15 protein-coding genes are annotated in these 14,611 nt (G+C 56.1%); 8 read left to right on the top strand and 7 right to left on the bottom strand.

Annotated features, from left to right (window positions below):
• The first annotated feature begins 1 nt into the window (after position 1).
• Together S7A_RS13065 and hutH are read left to right on the top strand one after the other, a co-directional pair.
• The gene (locus S7A_RS13065) at positions 2 to 796 is read left to right on the top strand and encodes an ABC transporter ATP-binding protein (RefSeq protein WP_009091239.1); all 795 of its coding nucleotides are present in this window, start codon (positions 2 to 4) and stop codon (positions 794 to 796) included.
• Positions 793 to 2,310 (top strand): histidine ammonia-lyase, encoded by a 1,518-nt coding sequence (hutH, locus tag S7A_RS13060; RefSeq protein ID WP_009091237.1) that lies wholly within the window; start codon positions 793 to 795, stop codon positions 2,308 to 2,310. Before S7A_RS13065 ends, hutH begins: the two co-directional genes overlap by 4 nt.
• 5 nt (positions 2,311 to 2,315) lie before the next feature.
• Here hutH and S7A_RS13055 read toward each other — a convergent pair whose 3' ends face one another.
• Positions 2,316 to 2,948, bottom strand: coding sequence for a flavin reductase family protein (locus tag S7A_RS13055; protein WP_009091235.1), 633 nt, complete (start codon positions 2,946 to 2,948; stop codon positions 2,316 to 2,318).
• 141 nt (positions 2,949 to 3,089) lie between these two features.
• On the opposite strand from S7A_RS13055, the gene rlmF reads away from it, so the two are divergent.
• The gene (gene rlmF, locus S7A_RS13050; protein WP_009091234.1) at positions 3,090 to 4,022 is read left to right on the top strand and encodes a 23S rRNA (adenine(1618)-N(6))-methyltransferase RlmF; all 933 of its coding nucleotides are present in this window, start codon (positions 3,090 to 3,092) and stop codon (positions 4,020 to 4,022) included.
• 307 nt (positions 4,023 to 4,329) lie between these two features.
• Here rlmF and glnQ read toward each other — a convergent pair whose 3' ends face one another.
• The 5 genes from glnQ to rhtA all read right to left on the bottom strand — a co-directional run bounded on the left by glnQ (position 4,330) and on the right by rhtA (position 8,604).
• Entirely contained in the window at positions 4,330 to 5,052 is a 723-nt protein-coding gene (gene glnQ / locus S7A_RS13045) for a glutamine ABC transporter ATP-binding protein GlnQ (RefSeq protein WP_009091231.1), read from the bottom strand.
• Positions 5,049 to 5,708 (bottom strand): glutamine ABC transporter permease GlnP, encoded by a 660-nt coding sequence (glnP, locus tag S7A_RS13040; RefSeq protein ID WP_009091229.1) that lies wholly within the window; start codon positions 5,706 to 5,708, stop codon positions 5,049 to 5,051. Before glnP ends, glnQ begins: the two co-directional genes overlap by 4 nt.
• Before the next feature lie 77 nt (positions 5,709 to 5,785).
• Entirely contained in the window at positions 5,786 to 6,532 is a 747-nt protein-coding gene (gene glnH, locus S7A_RS13035; RefSeq protein ID WP_009091226.1) for a glutamine ABC transporter substrate-binding protein GlnH, read from the bottom strand.
• A gap of 328 nt (positions 6,533 to 6,860) precedes the next feature.
• Entirely contained in the window at positions 6,861 to 7,364 is a 504-nt protein-coding gene (gene dps / locus S7A_RS13030; protein WP_009091225.1) for a DNA starvation/stationary phase protection protein Dps, read from the bottom strand.
• Between the two features lie 325 nt (positions 7,365 to 7,689).
• Positions 7,690 to 8,604 (bottom strand): threonine/homoserine exporter RhtA, encoded by a 915-nt coding sequence (gene rhtA, locus S7A_RS13025; protein ID WP_009091223.1) that lies wholly within the window; start codon positions 8,602 to 8,604, stop codon positions 7,690 to 7,692.
• A gap of 368 nt (positions 8,605 to 8,972) precedes the next feature.
• Between rhtA and ompX the strand changes: the two genes are divergently transcribed.
• Complete coding sequence (ompX, locus tag S7A_RS13020; RefSeq protein ID WP_009091221.1) at positions 8,973 to 9,485, top strand: outer membrane protein OmpX; 513 nt, start codon at positions 8,973 to 8,975, stop codon at positions 9,483 to 9,485.
• Positions 9,486 to 9,720: 235 nt separating this feature from the next.
• Here the strand turns inward: ompX and S7A_RS13015 are convergent, their stop codons facing one another.
• A complete protein-coding gene (locus S7A_RS13015) occupies positions 9,721 to 9,912 on the bottom strand; it encodes a hypothetical protein (protein WP_033736362.1) in 192 nt (63 codons plus the stop codon).
• A 250-nt stretch (positions 9,913 to 10,162) separates the two neighbouring features.
• Between S7A_RS13015 and mntR the strand changes: the two genes are divergently transcribed.
• From mntR to S7A_RS12995, 4 genes are all read left to right on the top strand, one after another.
• Positions 10,163 to 10,621, top strand: coding sequence for a manganese-binding transcriptional regulator MntR (gene mntR, locus S7A_RS13010; RefSeq protein WP_003850512.1), 459 nt, complete (start codon positions 10,163 to 10,165; stop codon positions 10,619 to 10,621).
• Positions 10,622 to 10,641: 20 nt separating this feature from the next.
• Positions 10,642 to 11,751: an SLC13 family permease gene (locus tag S7A_RS13005; protein WP_033736361.1), complete on the top strand. Its 1,110-nt coding sequence runs from the start codon at positions 10,642 to 10,644 to the stop codon at positions 11,749 to 11,751.
• Between the two features lie 148 nt (positions 11,752 to 11,899).
• Positions 11,900 to 13,045, top strand: a complete 1,146-nt coding sequence (locus tag S7A_RS13000; RefSeq protein ID WP_009091215.1) for an HlyD family secretion protein — start codon at positions 11,900 to 11,902, stop codon at positions 13,043 to 13,045.
• A complete protein-coding gene (locus tag S7A_RS12995) occupies positions 13,042 to 14,610 on the top strand; it encodes a DHA2 family efflux MFS transporter permease subunit (RefSeq protein WP_009091213.1) in 1,569 nt (522 codons plus the stop codon). The genes S7A_RS13000 and S7A_RS12995 overlap by 4 nt, the downstream gene beginning before the upstream one ends.
• Position 14,611 lies beyond the last annotated feature (1 nt).

Raw genomic sequence — 14,611 nt, 5'->3', positions numbered from 1 at the left:
TATGTCTGATTTGTCACCCGTCACGCTGTCGGCCAGCGATATCCACAAATCTTTTGGTGCCATGGAGGTGCTGAAAGGCATCTCACTGCAGGCGCACAAAGGTGATGTCATCTCGATTCTCGGAGCCAGCGGCTCGGGCAAAAGTACGCTGCTGCGCTGCATTAATCTGCTGGAGACGCCCGATTCGGGCGTGGTCAGCGTCGGTGGTGAGACCATTGAGATGAAGCGCCATGCCCGCGGGCATCAGCTGGCCGCTAATCCGCGCCAGATTGAACGGCTGCGTTCCCGGCTTGGCATGGTGTTCCAGAGTTTTAACCTCTGGTCGCATCTGACGGTGCTGCAGAATGTGATTGAAGGGCCGCACTATGTACTGAAGCGCGACAAAAAAGCCTGCATCGCCCAGGCGGAACAGCTGCTGGACCGGGTCGGCTTACTCAACCGCAAAGATTTCTATCCCGCTCAGCTTTCCGGCGGTCAGCAGCAGCGCGTGGCGATTGCCCGCGCGCTGGCGATGGACCCGGAGGTGATGCTGTTTGACGAGCCGACCTCGGCACTCGACCCCGAACTGGTCGGTGAGGTGCTGAAGGTGATGCGCAGCCTGGCGGAGGAGGGGCGCACCATGCTGGTGGTGACGCATGAGATGGGCTTTGCCCGCCACGTCTCTAACCGGGTGGTATTTATGCATCAGGGCACGATTGATTGTCAGGGCACGCCAGAAGCGATGTTTGGCGACGGCGGCTCGGCGCGCTTCAGGCAGTTCATCTCCCGTCATCATCAGGTGGAGCCGGTGTTATGAGCAGCACGCTGAATCCTCCCCAGGTGTGGGGCGATGTCCCGCTGACCTGGCCGTCGCTGGTGCAGGTCGCCCGGCACGATGCCCCTCTGACCCTCAGCGACAGTGCCTGGCAGCGGATTGCGCAGAGCCGCGAGATCGTCGGCACCATCGTGGCGACGGGGCAGGTCGCTTATGGCATCAATACCGGGCTGGGTGCGCTGTGCAACATTACCCTCTCTGAGGATGAACTGAGCCAGCTGTCGCGTAATACCCTGCTGAGCCACGCCTGTGGTGTCGGCCCGAAACTGGCCAGAGCCGAGGTGCGCGCCATCCTGTGTGCGGCGATCGCCAACTACAGCCACGGTAAATCAGGCGTCTCGGTAGCGCTGGTGCAGCAGCTGCTGGCGCTGCTCAACCGGGGGATTACCCCGCAGGTGCCGTCACAGGGGTCGGTCGGTTATCTGACCCACATGGCGCATATCGGGCTGACGCTGATCGGCATCGGTGAGGTGGAGTGGCAGGGCAGCGTCGTCCCGGCAGAGCAGGCGCTGGCGGAGGCAGGGCTGACGCCCTACCGGCCTGGCGCGAAAGAGGGGCTGAGTCTGGTAAACGGCACGCCGTGCATGACCGGCTTAGCCTGCCTGGCGCTGGATGATGCGGCGCGTCTGCTGGACTGGGCGGATGTCACGGGCGCGATGAGTTTTGAAGCGCTGCGTGGCCAGCTGGTGGCATTTGATCCTGAGGTGCTGGCGCTGAAAGCCAGTCCGGGGATTCAGCGCAGCGGCGAACGTCTGCGCCAGTTGTTAAGTGACAGCCCGCTGCTGAAAGCGAGCGTCGGTATCCGGACACAGGATGCGATGAGCCTGCGATCGATGCCGCAGGTTCACGGTGCCTGTCGCGACCAGTTTACCCATGCGGTTCGTCAGGTGGAGACCGAACTTAACGCCTCTACCGACAATCCGCTGATTCTGGGCACCCCCGACGCCTGGCGCGTCGTGTCGCAGTCGAACCCGCACGGCGAGTCGGTGGCGATGGCCTGCGACCTGCTGGCAATTGCGCTGGCGGAGCTGGGCAGCATCGCGGAGCGACGGCTTGATCGGCTGGTGAATCCGCTGGTCAGCGGTCTGCCGCCGTTTCTGGTGGCCGAGCCGGGCGTCAACTCCGGCATGATGATTGCGCAATATGTGGCGGCGTCGCTCTGCGCGGAGAACCGCCAGCTCGCTCAGCCGGCGGTGCTCGACAACTTTGTCACGTCGGGATTACAGGAGGATCATCTGAGCCTCGGCACCGGTGCGGCACTGAAGCTGCTGAAGCTGGTCAGCAATGTCGGGCACATCCTCGCGATTGAGTATCTGCTGGCGGCGCAGGCGCTGGAGTTTCACGGTGAATCCCAGCTGGCCGCAGGAACGCGGCGTGCGTGGCAGCAGTTACGGCAGGTGGTGGCGTGCTGGCAGCAGGATCGCTGGCTGGCGCCTGATATCGCCCGCGCGGCAGAACAGATCAGAGCGCACCGGTGCGATGCGCTTGAAGGATAGGCGGGTTACGACCGGCGGGCGTCCGGACGGACCAGGTCGAAGCGCTGGGCTTCACTGATGCCGTAATAGGCGCTGGGTCCCCCGGCGCGCAGAATCGGCTCCGCTTTGGCCGTCTGATAAATACCCTCTTCCAGCAGCGTTTCACTGATGTGGATCGCCACCGCTTCACCCATGACCAGCCAGCTGTCGAGCGGGTTGCCATCGGCATCCTGCAGCTGTATCAGCTGTGTTAAGCGACACTCAAAGTTGACCGGGCTCTCCGCCACCAGACTGGCGCTGACCTGGGAACCGGCCTGCGGCGTTAAACCGGCGAAGGTGAACTCATCCTGATCGGCAGGCAGCGACGCTGAGCTTTCATTCATCGCTTCCGCCAGCGGGCGGGTCGCCAGGTTCCAGACAAACTCTCTGGTCTCAGCAATATTGCGGACGCTGTCTTTCCAGCCGCTGCTGGCAAAACCGATAATCGGCGGATGATAGCTGAAGCAGTTAAAGAAGCTGTAGGGTGCCAGATTGCGCTGGCCGCTGGCGCTGACTGAGCTAATCCAGCCGATCGGGCGCGGGCCGATAATGGCATTCAGCGGATCGTGCGGCAGACCATGACCGGCACGGGGTTGATAAGAATAGCGTTTCTGGCTCATAACCTCTCCAACGGGGAATAATGATTAATCTTAGCGCGACAGCATGGCCTGTCGAATCGGAAAGCGGTAAGCGGATGGTGCGGGTTTATTTTCACTCGCCTACAGCGTATTGTACGCGCGCCTGAATAACTGAGAGAACGTATGAAAAAGTCAGCCAGCACCTCGCCTTTCCACGCCCGCAATCGCCATCAGGGCGAGTACGATTTTGCCGCGTTAACCGCCGCGCATCCGCCGCTGGCGGCCAAAGTCCGGCCCAACGGGTATGGCTTGCAGTCGGTGGATTTTGCGGACCCCGAGGCGGTGATGCTGCTGAATCAGGCGCTGATCAAACTGTTTTATGATATCGACTGGCAACTGGCCCCCGGCTCACTCTGTCCGCCGGTGCCGGGACGAGCCGACTATCTGCACTATCTTGCAGATTTGCTGGCGCTGGATAACAACGGCGTAATCCCCGCAGCGGATGTCCTGGATGTGGGCTGCGGCGCAAACTGCATCTATCCCCTGATTGGCGCGGCGGAATATGGCTGGCGCTTTACCGGCACCGAAATCAACGAGGTTGCACTCAAAGCGGCCAACCGCATCCTGGCCGCGAATCCGCGCCTGACGCGCCAGATCCGTCTGCGTCGTCAGAAAAACAGCGACGCGGTGCTGGCGGGCGTGATCAGCAAAAACGAATTTTTCAGTGCTGTCATGTGTAACCCGCCTTTCCACGCATCGGCAGAGGAGGCCGCGGCGGGATCGCAACGTAAATCACGTAATCTCGGACTCGATAAAGCGGCGCCGCTCAACTTTGGCGGTCAGCATAATGAGCTGTGGTATCCCGGCGGTGAAAAAGCCTTTATCGGCAGGATGATCGCCGAGAGCGTGGCCTTTGGTCGTCAGATCGGCTGGTTTACCTCACTGGTATCGCGCAAAGAGAATCTGCCCGCGCTGGAAAAACAGCTGCAGGCGCTCGACGTGGCTGAGGTGCGGGTGGTCAATATGGCGCAGGGTCAGAAGCAGAGCCGCTTCCTGGCGTGGAGTTTTATGCCTGCTGCCCAGCGCAGCAAACTGCTGAGTCGCCTGGGGAACTGAGGCATCTCATTACGCAGGTAGCAGGAATCTATCTGCTGAGAAAAAAGGACGTGCTGCGATGCGGCCGTTTCAGACTGCTGACAAACCCAATCGGGGTTGCTCTTGCAGCAACACATTAGCTAATAGCGCAGGGAACACGGGCAGAGGAGGAAAGCGTCCCGCGCCATGGACGGCGCGGGCCGAGCGACCAGGGATGGTTTAAGCGACTTTCCGATCTGCCCGTGTTCCCTTCGCAGGGTCGGTCTCACAGCTGGGCAGGGCAGACTTTGCCAACAATAAAAACGGGCCGCTAAGCGGCCCGTTGTGATCAGGAGACGTGCTGCAGAAATTCGCGCAGACGCTCACTCGGGGGATTGCTGATCAGGCTGTCGGGATCGCCATCTTCCGCAATCCGGCCTTTGTCGATAAAGATCAGACGTGAGGCCACCTTCTGAGCGAAGCCGACTTCGTGGGTCACAATCACCATCGTCATGCCTTCTTCCGCCAGGTCCTGCATCACCTTCAGCACTTCGTGACGCAGCTCCGGGTCAAGCGCGGAGGTCGGCTCATCAAACAGCATCATCTTCGGCTTCACCGCCAGCGCACGGGCAATCGCGACGCGCTGCTGCTGACCGCCGGAAAGCTCAGACGGGAAGTGATGCGCACGCTCGGCGAGGCCCACTTTGCCCAGCAGCTCGCGCGCCAGCTGGCGTGCCGACTCTTTGCTGGCACCGCGCACCCGGATCGGACCGAACGCCACGTTGTCCAGCGCGCTCATCTGCGGGAACAGATGAAACTGCTGAAACACCATGCCTGCTTCCTGACGAATCAGGCGGTCATCGACTTTGGGATCGTTGACGCGCAGACCATCCACAATCAGCTCGCCGCTGGTGATCTCTTCCAGCTTGTTAATGCAGCGCAGCAGGGTTGATTTACCGGAACCGGAAGGACCGATAATGACCACCACTTCGCCCTGGTTAATTTTCAGGTCAATGTTGTGCAGCACCTGGGTCTGACCAAAATGCTTGGAGACATCTTTAAATTCAATCACAGGATTTTCACCCTTTTCTCAATGCGGCGCAGCACAAAGCTCAGCACCAGCGTAATCACCAGATAGATGATCGCGACGGCGCTCCAGATTTCCAGAGCGCGGAAGTTACCGGCAATAATCTCCTGACCCTGACGCGTCAGTTCAGCCACACCGATAACAATAAACAGCGACGTATCTTTAATGCTGACAATCCACTGGTTACCCAGCGGCGGCAGCATACGGCGCAGCGCCAGCGGCATAATCACGTAGCGCAGCGTTTCACGGCCCGACAGTCCCAGCGCCAGACCCGCTTCGCGGAAGCCTTTGTTGATTGACAGCACGGCACCACGGGTGATCTCGGCAATGTAAGCGCCGGAGTTAATCATGATGGTTACGACCGCCGCACTGAAGGGATCGATTCGCAGGTCGGGAAACGCCATTGGCAGGGCAAAGTAGATGAACATCACCTGCACCACGATAGGCGTGCCGCGGATGATTTCGATAAACACCAGTGCGATGTTATTGGTGATCCAGCCGCCGTAGGCACGGGCAAAACCGGCCACCAGACCGATAAGCAGACCGCCACACAGGCCGATGATTGAGATAATTAAGGTCAGTTTAGCGCCTTCGAGCAGCGCTGGCATGGCGGGCCAGATGACGCTCCAGTCAAACTCCATGGTGTCACTCCAGATATGTTGCGATGGAAAAAAGCAGGGAAAAGTTTCCCTGCTCAAATTAATTCACGGACAAATTATTATTTTGGTTCAGTGCCGAACCATTTTTTATAAAGCTGATTGTAGGTGCCGTTCTCTTTCAGGGTTTTCAGCGCGCCGTTGACTTTCTCGCGTAAATCGTCGCTGCCTTTCGGGAAGGCAATACCATACTGCTGCGCTTCGATTGAATCGCCCACCGCTTTAAAGCGGCCTTTACCGGCGGTGTGAATGAAGTAAAGGATGTTTGGCGTGTCATGCAGCACGGCGTCAGCACGGTTAGTGCCCAGCTCCATGTAGGCGCTGTCGATGTTCGGGAACTGACGCAGATCTTTCGATTTGATGTTGGCTTTCGCATACTCTACAGAGCCGGTGCCGCTTTTGACGGCGACCACTTTGCCATTCAGATCGCTGATGCCTTTGATGTTGTTTTCGTTGTTACGCACCATCACCTGCAGACCACTTTTGTAGTAGCCATCAGAAAACTCGATCGCCTTTTTACGTTCTTCAGTAATGGTAATACCCGCCAGTGCCAGATCGACATTACGTGTCTGCAGGGCAGGGATGATGCCGCTGAAATCCATCGGCTTCAGGGTGTAATCGAGCTTCAGTTCTTTGGCAATCGCATCCCACAGATCCACATCAAAGCCGACATATTTGTCACCCTGTTTGAATTCAAATGGAACAAAGGCGGTATCGGTCGCGACGACCAGCTTCTTTTCTGCTGCGGTGGAGGAGAGGGAGAAGGCCAGCGCCAGCGCGGCCACAGAAACTTTTAACAGTGACTTCATCATTTTTTCCTTTTTACACTCAGGCGGCAGGACCTGCGTTTTCGGCTTGTCATATGAAAAAATTATGCCAACTTTGCAAGATACGCGAAATCAGTGAGTTAAATATCACAGCTGAAGCGATTTTGCAGGTTATTCTGCATTTGCACCGTTTTGGTGCTCTATTGTGGTGCAGGTGGCGATTTTGGTGCAAGCGGTAGTTTGCCTCAGTTGTTGAAGCTTTGAAGCGAAGAAGAGAAGAACTGTTAACAGGGTCATAAAACGGGGTTATACAGACGTAAAAAAGGCGGGTTTCCCCGCCTGATTGACTGCACAGTCACTGCATTAAGTCTTATTCAATGTTGGCTTCGATGAACCACAGGAACTTGTCCAGGTCGCGAGAGGCCGCGGTGAAGATGTCAGCAGTATCTTCATCTTTCACTTCGGTAATCGCTTTACGGGTATCGTTAGCAACGATGGCATAACGATCGGCCAGTGCTTTCAGATGATCCTGCACGCTATGGATGTTCAGCGGATAGCTTTTCAGCGGGGTTTTGTCGTTCACGACCTGTGCGGTGCCCAGTGCCACGCCGCCCAGCTGCACAACACGTTCAGCAATCGTATCCTGGTGATCGGTAATCGCGGTGCGGAAACCATCCAGCATCTCATGTACACCGATAAAGTTAGCGCCGCGCATGTTCCAGTGCGCCTGCTTAGTGATCAATGACAGGTCGATAAACTCGACGACCAGACGATTCAGCACCTCGATGGTGGCTTTCTTTTCGTCTTCGGCTACGTCATTGCGGGTGTAAATCAGATCAGAAGATTTAGTTTTAACCAATTTAGCGGTACTCATCGTTTCAGTCCTCTCTTTGATGGTTGTCCTAATCAAGTACCGGATAAGTATAGCAGCGCTTTTTAACTTTGCAGAAACGACTTTATCAATGGATGAAATAGTGTCTCTCTTTGTCCGGTGCCGCGCGGGTTCAGTAAGGTTACTACTATGTTAAAATATAAAATAAAGAAAATTTTATTATGAATCAGTAAGTTAAATTATTTTGTAAATAACCGGTAAGTGACTGTTTCAAAATAGAAAGTGCAGCGGAATGAATCGGTTAAGAATAATTCTCATGTTGAGCATGATTGTTATTTAGCCCGCCATAACAGCGGGCAGGCCGCGCTTATTTCTGAGTGTCGCCGGATAATTCCACGTTGTTCAGCTGGCTCTTTTTCGGCCGCATCGTCAGCGTTGATCCTGCCGACGCGACGATGATAGCCAGCAGCGCCAGCCACTGCAGTGCACTCAGCGTTTCCCCCAGAAAGAGCATACCTGAAAAGGCAGCCATCGCCGGCTCAAGACTCATCAAGGTGCCGAAGATGCGCGCCGGTAAGCGGGTCAGTGCGACCATCTCCAGCGAGTAGGGGATGGCGCTGGAGAGCAGGGCGACCAGCAGCGCGATGGGCATAACCGCCCAGTTCCAGATGCCACTCTCGGCAAAGGTCAGTCCCAGTGGCACAAAAATAACCGAGGCGATCAGCGAGCCGATTGCCACGGTAGCAGGGCCATGCTCGGCGCCTGCCCGTTGTCCGGCCAGGATATAGATCGCCCAGCAGGCTCCGGCAGCGACAGCCAGCGCGGCCCCCACGGGGTCAATGGCGGTCATGCCTGTGCCAAACGGCAGCAGGAACCACAGGCCAATCACGGCCAGCACCACCCAGACAAAATCGAGCGGCCGGCGCGAACCAAACAGCGCCAGCGCCAGCGGGCCGGTAAACTCCAGACCCACCGCCACACCCAGCGGCACCGTCCGGATGGCCAGATAGAACGTGAAATTCATTGTGCCCAGCGCCAGGCCATACATCAGAAGGGGAAGACGCTGCTCGCGGCTGAAGCGTAAACGCCACGGTTTGAAAATTATGCAGAGTATCAGTGTGCCAAATCCCAGGCGCAGGGCGGTGATCCCGGTCGCCCCAACGGCAGGAAACAGTGACTTCGCCAGGGATGCACCGCCCTGAAGCGACAGCATCGCAATCAGCAGTACGGCGACCGGCAATAAAATCGGGGTAAGGTTTTTAGCAGCGGGAGAGGCAGACATCCTGTTCACTTTTCCTGGTCATCAACAAAATCAGTCGACCAGTGTAAAGGAAAGAGCGGCTAAAAAATCACGAATTTGCGTTTTAAATGCGAACGGGTTGCGCAGTTTTTGCCCGAATTCAGTGCCATTTTGGTAAAGAAATGTCAGGATTTTTTAGGATTTAACTTAAAGAGGGAATTCAGCACAAAATGATTGTTGCAGGAAGATGACGGATTTTATAAGAAAAATGAATGACATAGGATGTCGCATTAACGTCCTGTTACACCAAACTTTCTGTTAGACAACAAAATCCGGGCAGAGTTTCTCGCTATTTTTTGTTATATTTTCAGCGTTGTCAGGAGAGAAGTATTTTCACATTTGAGGTGGTTATGAAAAAAATTGCATGTCTTTCAGCATTAGCCTGTGTACTGGCAGTATCTGCAGGTTCAGCAATGGCACAGAGCACCGTAACTGGTGGTTACGCGCAGAGCGACTATCAGGGCGTGGCTAATAAAGCTAACGGCTTCAACCTGAAATACCGCTATGAAGACGGTTCTAACCCACTGGGTTGGATCGGTTCATTCACCTACACCGAAAAAGACCGCACTGAAGCTGGCGTTTACAACAAAGGCCAGTACTACGGTGTGACCGGTGGTCCTGCTTACCGTCTGAACGACTGGGCGAGCATCTACGGTGTTGTAGGTATCGGCTACGGTAAATTCCAGCAGAACGATACTTCTTCACGCGCTAAAACTGATTCAAGCGACGTAGGTTTCTCTTACGGTGCTGGTCTGCAGTTTAACCCAATTCAGGACGTCGCGCTGGACGTTGGCTACGAGCAGAGCCGCATCCGCAATGTGGACGTGGGTACCTGGATCGCTGGCGTAGGTTACAGTTTCTAAGTTTAGCTTAGCTGACCCGCCAAAAAACGGCCCCTCATGGGGCCGTTTTTTATTGTGCCGATGTTCTCCCCGCCATGCAGGCTCCCGCCTTTCTCTTCCCCCACTGACAATCTTTGTGCCCTCATAGACGGCAGCGTGATGCCCCTTGAGCGTGCGATGTGTCAGGCGAAATAAGAGAAAAGAAAATAAGCAGAAGGGGAGAGCGCCTCTCTGGCTGAGAGGCGCTGAAAAGGGGTCAGCCGCGCCAGATGAGCTTCTGACAGCGACGATCGGCGGGTTTGTGGCCCAGCAGTTTCTCAATCAACATCAGACGCAGCGTGAAGGGGGAACGCGTCAGCAGGCACAGCCAGGATTTCATCTCCGTGGTTGTTCTCTTCTCAGCCTGGAAGCATTTGCTGCAATCTAAGCAACATTTCAGGGTGCTCATAGAATCACCTCCCAATCATTGTCGACGCGGTCGTCAGCAGCCTGAGGTGAGATACGTCATCACCGGATCCACCCAGGATCGCAAAGGATCCTCTGTGTGCTGCTTACATTATCAACAAATATAGCACTGGCTATATCCTTTAGCCAAGGCTAACGAGGAAAAATTTGAGCTTCTTTGCGGCTGGTTTACAATAAGCGCAGCTAAATCCGTACAGCAGTGCCCGTACGGGAAATAATAATGAGGAAGCTGAATGAGTCGTCGTGCTAAAAGCGTGGTTTCTGCGCCAAAAGGACCACTGAAAGATATTGAAGAGCATGTCGAAGGTTTTCGGCAGGTGCGTGAAGCGCATCGTCGGGAGTTAATTGATGACTACGTTGAGCTAATCTCTGATTTAATTGGTGAATTTGGCGAAGCACGTCAGGTCGATATGGCAGCCCGCCTGGGTGTGTCACAACCGACCGTGGCAAAAATGCTGAAACGACTGGGCAGTGCCGGACTGGTCGAGCAGGTCCCTTATCGCGGGGTCTTTCTGACCAGCGAAGGGGAGAAGCTGGCCGAAGAGAGTCGTGCCCGTCATCATATTGTTGAAAGTTTTCTGCTGGCGTTAGGCATCAGTCCTGAAACTGCCCGACGTGATTCAGAAGGGATTGAGCATCACGTCAGTGATGAAACTCTGGCTGTGTTTAAGAAGTTCTCCGAAACCCGTTAACGCTAAGGCGTACCCTCATCATGCCTCAACTGCTTCGATCTTTTTTGCACGACTCTATTTTGCATTTATTAATCGTGTTGGGTGTGGTTCTGGCTTTTCTGGCGGATTTCCGCTGGGGTGATCTGCCAGGTGCCGTAGACTGGCACACCATCATCACGCTGACCGGTTTGCTGATCCTGACCAAAGGGCTGGAAACCAGCGGCTATTTTGATGTGCTGGGGGGACGGCTGATTGCGCGTTTCCGGCATGAACGTGCGCTGGCGCTGTTTATGGTGCTGGCCGCTGCGCTGCTCTCGACCTTTCTGACCAATGATGTGGCACTGTTTATTCTGGTGCCGCTGACCCTGACGCTGCGCAAATTCTCTCATCTGCCCATCTCGCGGCTAATCATCTTTGAAGCGCTGGCGGTGAATGCCGGATCGCTGCTTACGCCGGTCGGCAACCCGCAGAATATTCTGTTATGGAGTCACGGCAAGCTCAGTGTTGTCGCGTTTATTGTGCAGATGCTGCCGCTGGCGGCATGGCTGCTGCTGAGCCTGATGGTTCTGACCTGGTTCAGCTTTCCAAAGCGGTCGATTGATAAGCATGACAATCCTGAACAGCCTGAGTGGCAGAAACCGCTGTTTATTGTCAGTGTGGTGCTCTACCTGCTGTTTATCGCCGGCCTGGAGCTGGAAATCACCGGCTGGGTGCTGCTGCTGATTCTCGCCACTTTCCTGGTCATGGCGCGCCCGGTGCTGCTGCGCATTGACTGGAGCCTGCTGGCGGTGTTTATCGCCATGTTCATTGATGTCTTCCTGCTGACCCGTCTGCCGGTGATGCAGGCGCACTTTGATGCGGTTTCCCACTTCGGTCATGGACAGCTCTATCTGCTGGCTATCGGGCTGTCACAGGTCATCAGTAATGTGCCGGCGACGATTCTGCTGCTGCAAAAGGTACCACCCACGGATGTGCTCGCCTGGGCGGTGAACATCGGTGGATTCGGCCTGCTGCCGGGTTCCCTGGCCAACCTGATTGCGCTGCGTATGGCAAAAGATCGGGCCGTCTGGTGGCGTTTCCACCTGTTTTCACTCCCTCTGCTCGCCTGGTCGATGGCCAGCGGCTGGCTGCTGCTGCGGCTGCTCAATTAGTCCCACCCCGCCTGCCACCCTCATCAGGTGGCAGGACGTGCGCCATTTCTCAAGTTTCGTAAAGTTGCGCTGGATTTTGTCAGGTTCCGATATAAGGTTAACTAGACCTTTATGCCCGGAATCAGGGCCTTAGCCAGTGATGGGAACTATGAGCGAGAACAACCAACACGATCAACACCAGCAGGATGCCGATAACGCGACGGATAAAAACCGTCAGTCAGATGAAAACAAGGACAACGACCAGCAGCCAGAACGCAAACGCCCCGGTAAAAAGCCGCTGATTATTCTGGCGGTCGTGGTAGTGATCATGCTGATCGTTGGATTCTGGTTCTGGTTTACGACCCGCAATATTGAAACCACCGACGACGCCTTTACCGAAGGCGATGCGGTGACCATTGCGCCGAAAGCGTCCGGTTATGTGGTGAAGCTGCTGGTAAACGATAACCAGCGGGTGAAGAAGGGCGATCTGCTGGTGGAAATCGACCCCAGCGACAACCGCGCCCAGCGTGAACAGGCGCAGGCGCAGCTCGGTTTAGCTGTCGCGCAGCTTCATCAGGCGCAGGCGCAGCTGGCCCTGTCCCGGGTTCAGTATCCGGCTCAGCGCGATCAGGCGCTGGCGGACCAGGCGAAAGCGGAAGCCAACCTGCTGAACGCCCAGGCCGATTACCGTCGCCAGCGCGGCGTCGACCCGCGTGCCACCAGTCAGCGCAATATCGACAGCGCCTCGGCGCAGTTACGCTCGGCGCAGGCGCAGTTACAGAGCGCTAAAGCGCAGGTTGAAGTCGCATCACAGGTTGCCCTGCAGATTCGTCAGCAGGAAACCAATGTTGAAGCGCGTCAGCAGCAGGTTGAGCAGGCAAAAGCGCAGCTCAGCACGGCTGACCTTAATCTCTCCTATACCCAGGTTCGTGCGCCCTATGATGGCTTCATCACCAAGCGCAATGTTCAACTGGGTACCCTGGTGCAGGCTGGTTCTTCGCTGTTCTCGCTGGTCTCACCGGACATCTGGATCACCGCAAACTTTAAAGAGTCTCAGCTTGAGCGCATGAATCCGGGCGATAAAGTTGAAATCAGCGTCGATGCCTGGCCGGATATGAAGCTGGAAGGGCATGTCGACAGCATTCAGATGGGCTCCGGTTCACGCTTTTCGACCTTCCCGTCAGAAAACGCCACCGGCAACTATGTGAAAATCGTGCAGCGCGTGCCGGTTAAAATCGTGATTGATAAAGGGCTCGATCCCAACCATCCATTGCCACTGGGTCTCTCTGTTGAACCCAAGGTGACGGTGGAATGAGTACGGCGCAGAGCTGGAAACCTGCCAGCAATCCGTGGTTAGTGGCGATCACGGTGACGCTGGCGGTGTTTATGGAGATCCTCGACACCACCATCGTCAACGTGGCGCTGCCGCATATCGCCGGTTCACTCTCCTCCAGTTACGATGAGTCAACCTGGGTACTGACCTCCTATCTGGTGGCGAACGGCATCGTGCTGCCTATCTCTGCATTCTTCAGCCGTCTGTTTGGCCGCAAACAGTTTTTCCTGATCTGCATCGTGATGTTTACTATCTGTTCGTTCCTGTGCGGTATCGCCACCGAACTGTGGCAGATCATTCTGTTCCGCGTCCTGCAGGGCTTTTTCGGCGGCGGCTTACAGCCGGTTCAGCAGTCTGTGCTGCTCGACTACTTTAAAGCGGAAGATCGCGGCAAAGCCTTTGGTCTCTCCTCTATCGCCATCATCGTTGCGCCGGTGATTGGCCCGACGCTGGGTGGCTGGATTACGGATAACTACAGCTGGCGCTGGGTGTTCTTTATCAACATCCCGGTCGGGGTGCTGACCGTGCTGGCAATCTATCAGCTGCTGGAAGATCCACCGTGGGAGCGCAAATGGGCCAAAGGCAAACTTAAGATCGATTACATCGGTATCAGCCTGATTACCCTGGGGCTGGGTTGCCTGCAGGTGATGCTGGATCGCGGGGAAGATGAGGACTGGTTTGCCTCTCACTTTATCGTGCTGTTCGCTATTCTGGCGCTGGTCGGCATCGTCGGGGCCGTCTACTGGCTGATGTATGCCCGTAAACCGGTGGTCGATATCCTGGTGATGAAGGATCGCAACTTCTGGGTAGCGGGTTTGCTGATGGCGGGTATGGCGATGATCCTCTATGGCAGCTCTGTCGTGCTGCCTCAGCTGGCGCAGCAGGACCTGGGTTACACCGCCACCTGGTCAGGTCTGGTGCTGTCGCCCGGTGCGGTGCTGATCGTGCTGACGATCCCGCTGGTGCTGAAGCTGATGCCGATTGTTCAGACGCGTTACATCATCGCCTTTGGCTTCAGCTGTCTGGCGGTAGCGTTTTTCTACTCCGCCACCCTGGCACCGAATGTCGATTTTGCCACGCTGGTGATGATGCGCAGCGCGCAGTCGATCGGGCTGGGCTTCCTGTTTGTTCCGCTGACCACCATCGCGTTTGTCACCATTCCGCAGCGACTCAATGCGGACGCTTCGGCGCTGTTTACCATGTTCCGCAACGTGGCCGGATCGATCGGGATTTCACTCTCGACCGCGGCCATTACCGAGCGCGAGCAGGTTCGCTCGGCGCACATGGTGCACAACATGACGCCGCTGAACGAGCAATTCAACATCACGCTGCAGCACTGGGCGCAGGCGATACGCGACTTTACTTCGGCGGTTGGCGATCCCGTTACGCTGGCAACCGGTCAGCTTTATCAGGAGATGATCGCGCAGTCGCGCATTCTCGCTTATATCGATGTCTTCTCAGGCCTGAGTATTGTCGCCCTGATTTTGATTCCATTTTGCTGGCTGCTGTCGCCGATTAAGAGCGAAGGCAGTGCAGGAGCACACTAAC

Source organism: Pantoea sp. Sc1 (assembly GCF_000255315.1).
Taxonomy (GTDB): domain Bacteria; phylum Pseudomonadota; class Gammaproteobacteria; order Enterobacterales; family Enterobacteriaceae; genus Pantoea; species Pantoea anthophila.
Note: the sequence above shows the minus strand (reverse complement) of the source record. Positions and strands in the feature narration are given on the sequence as shown.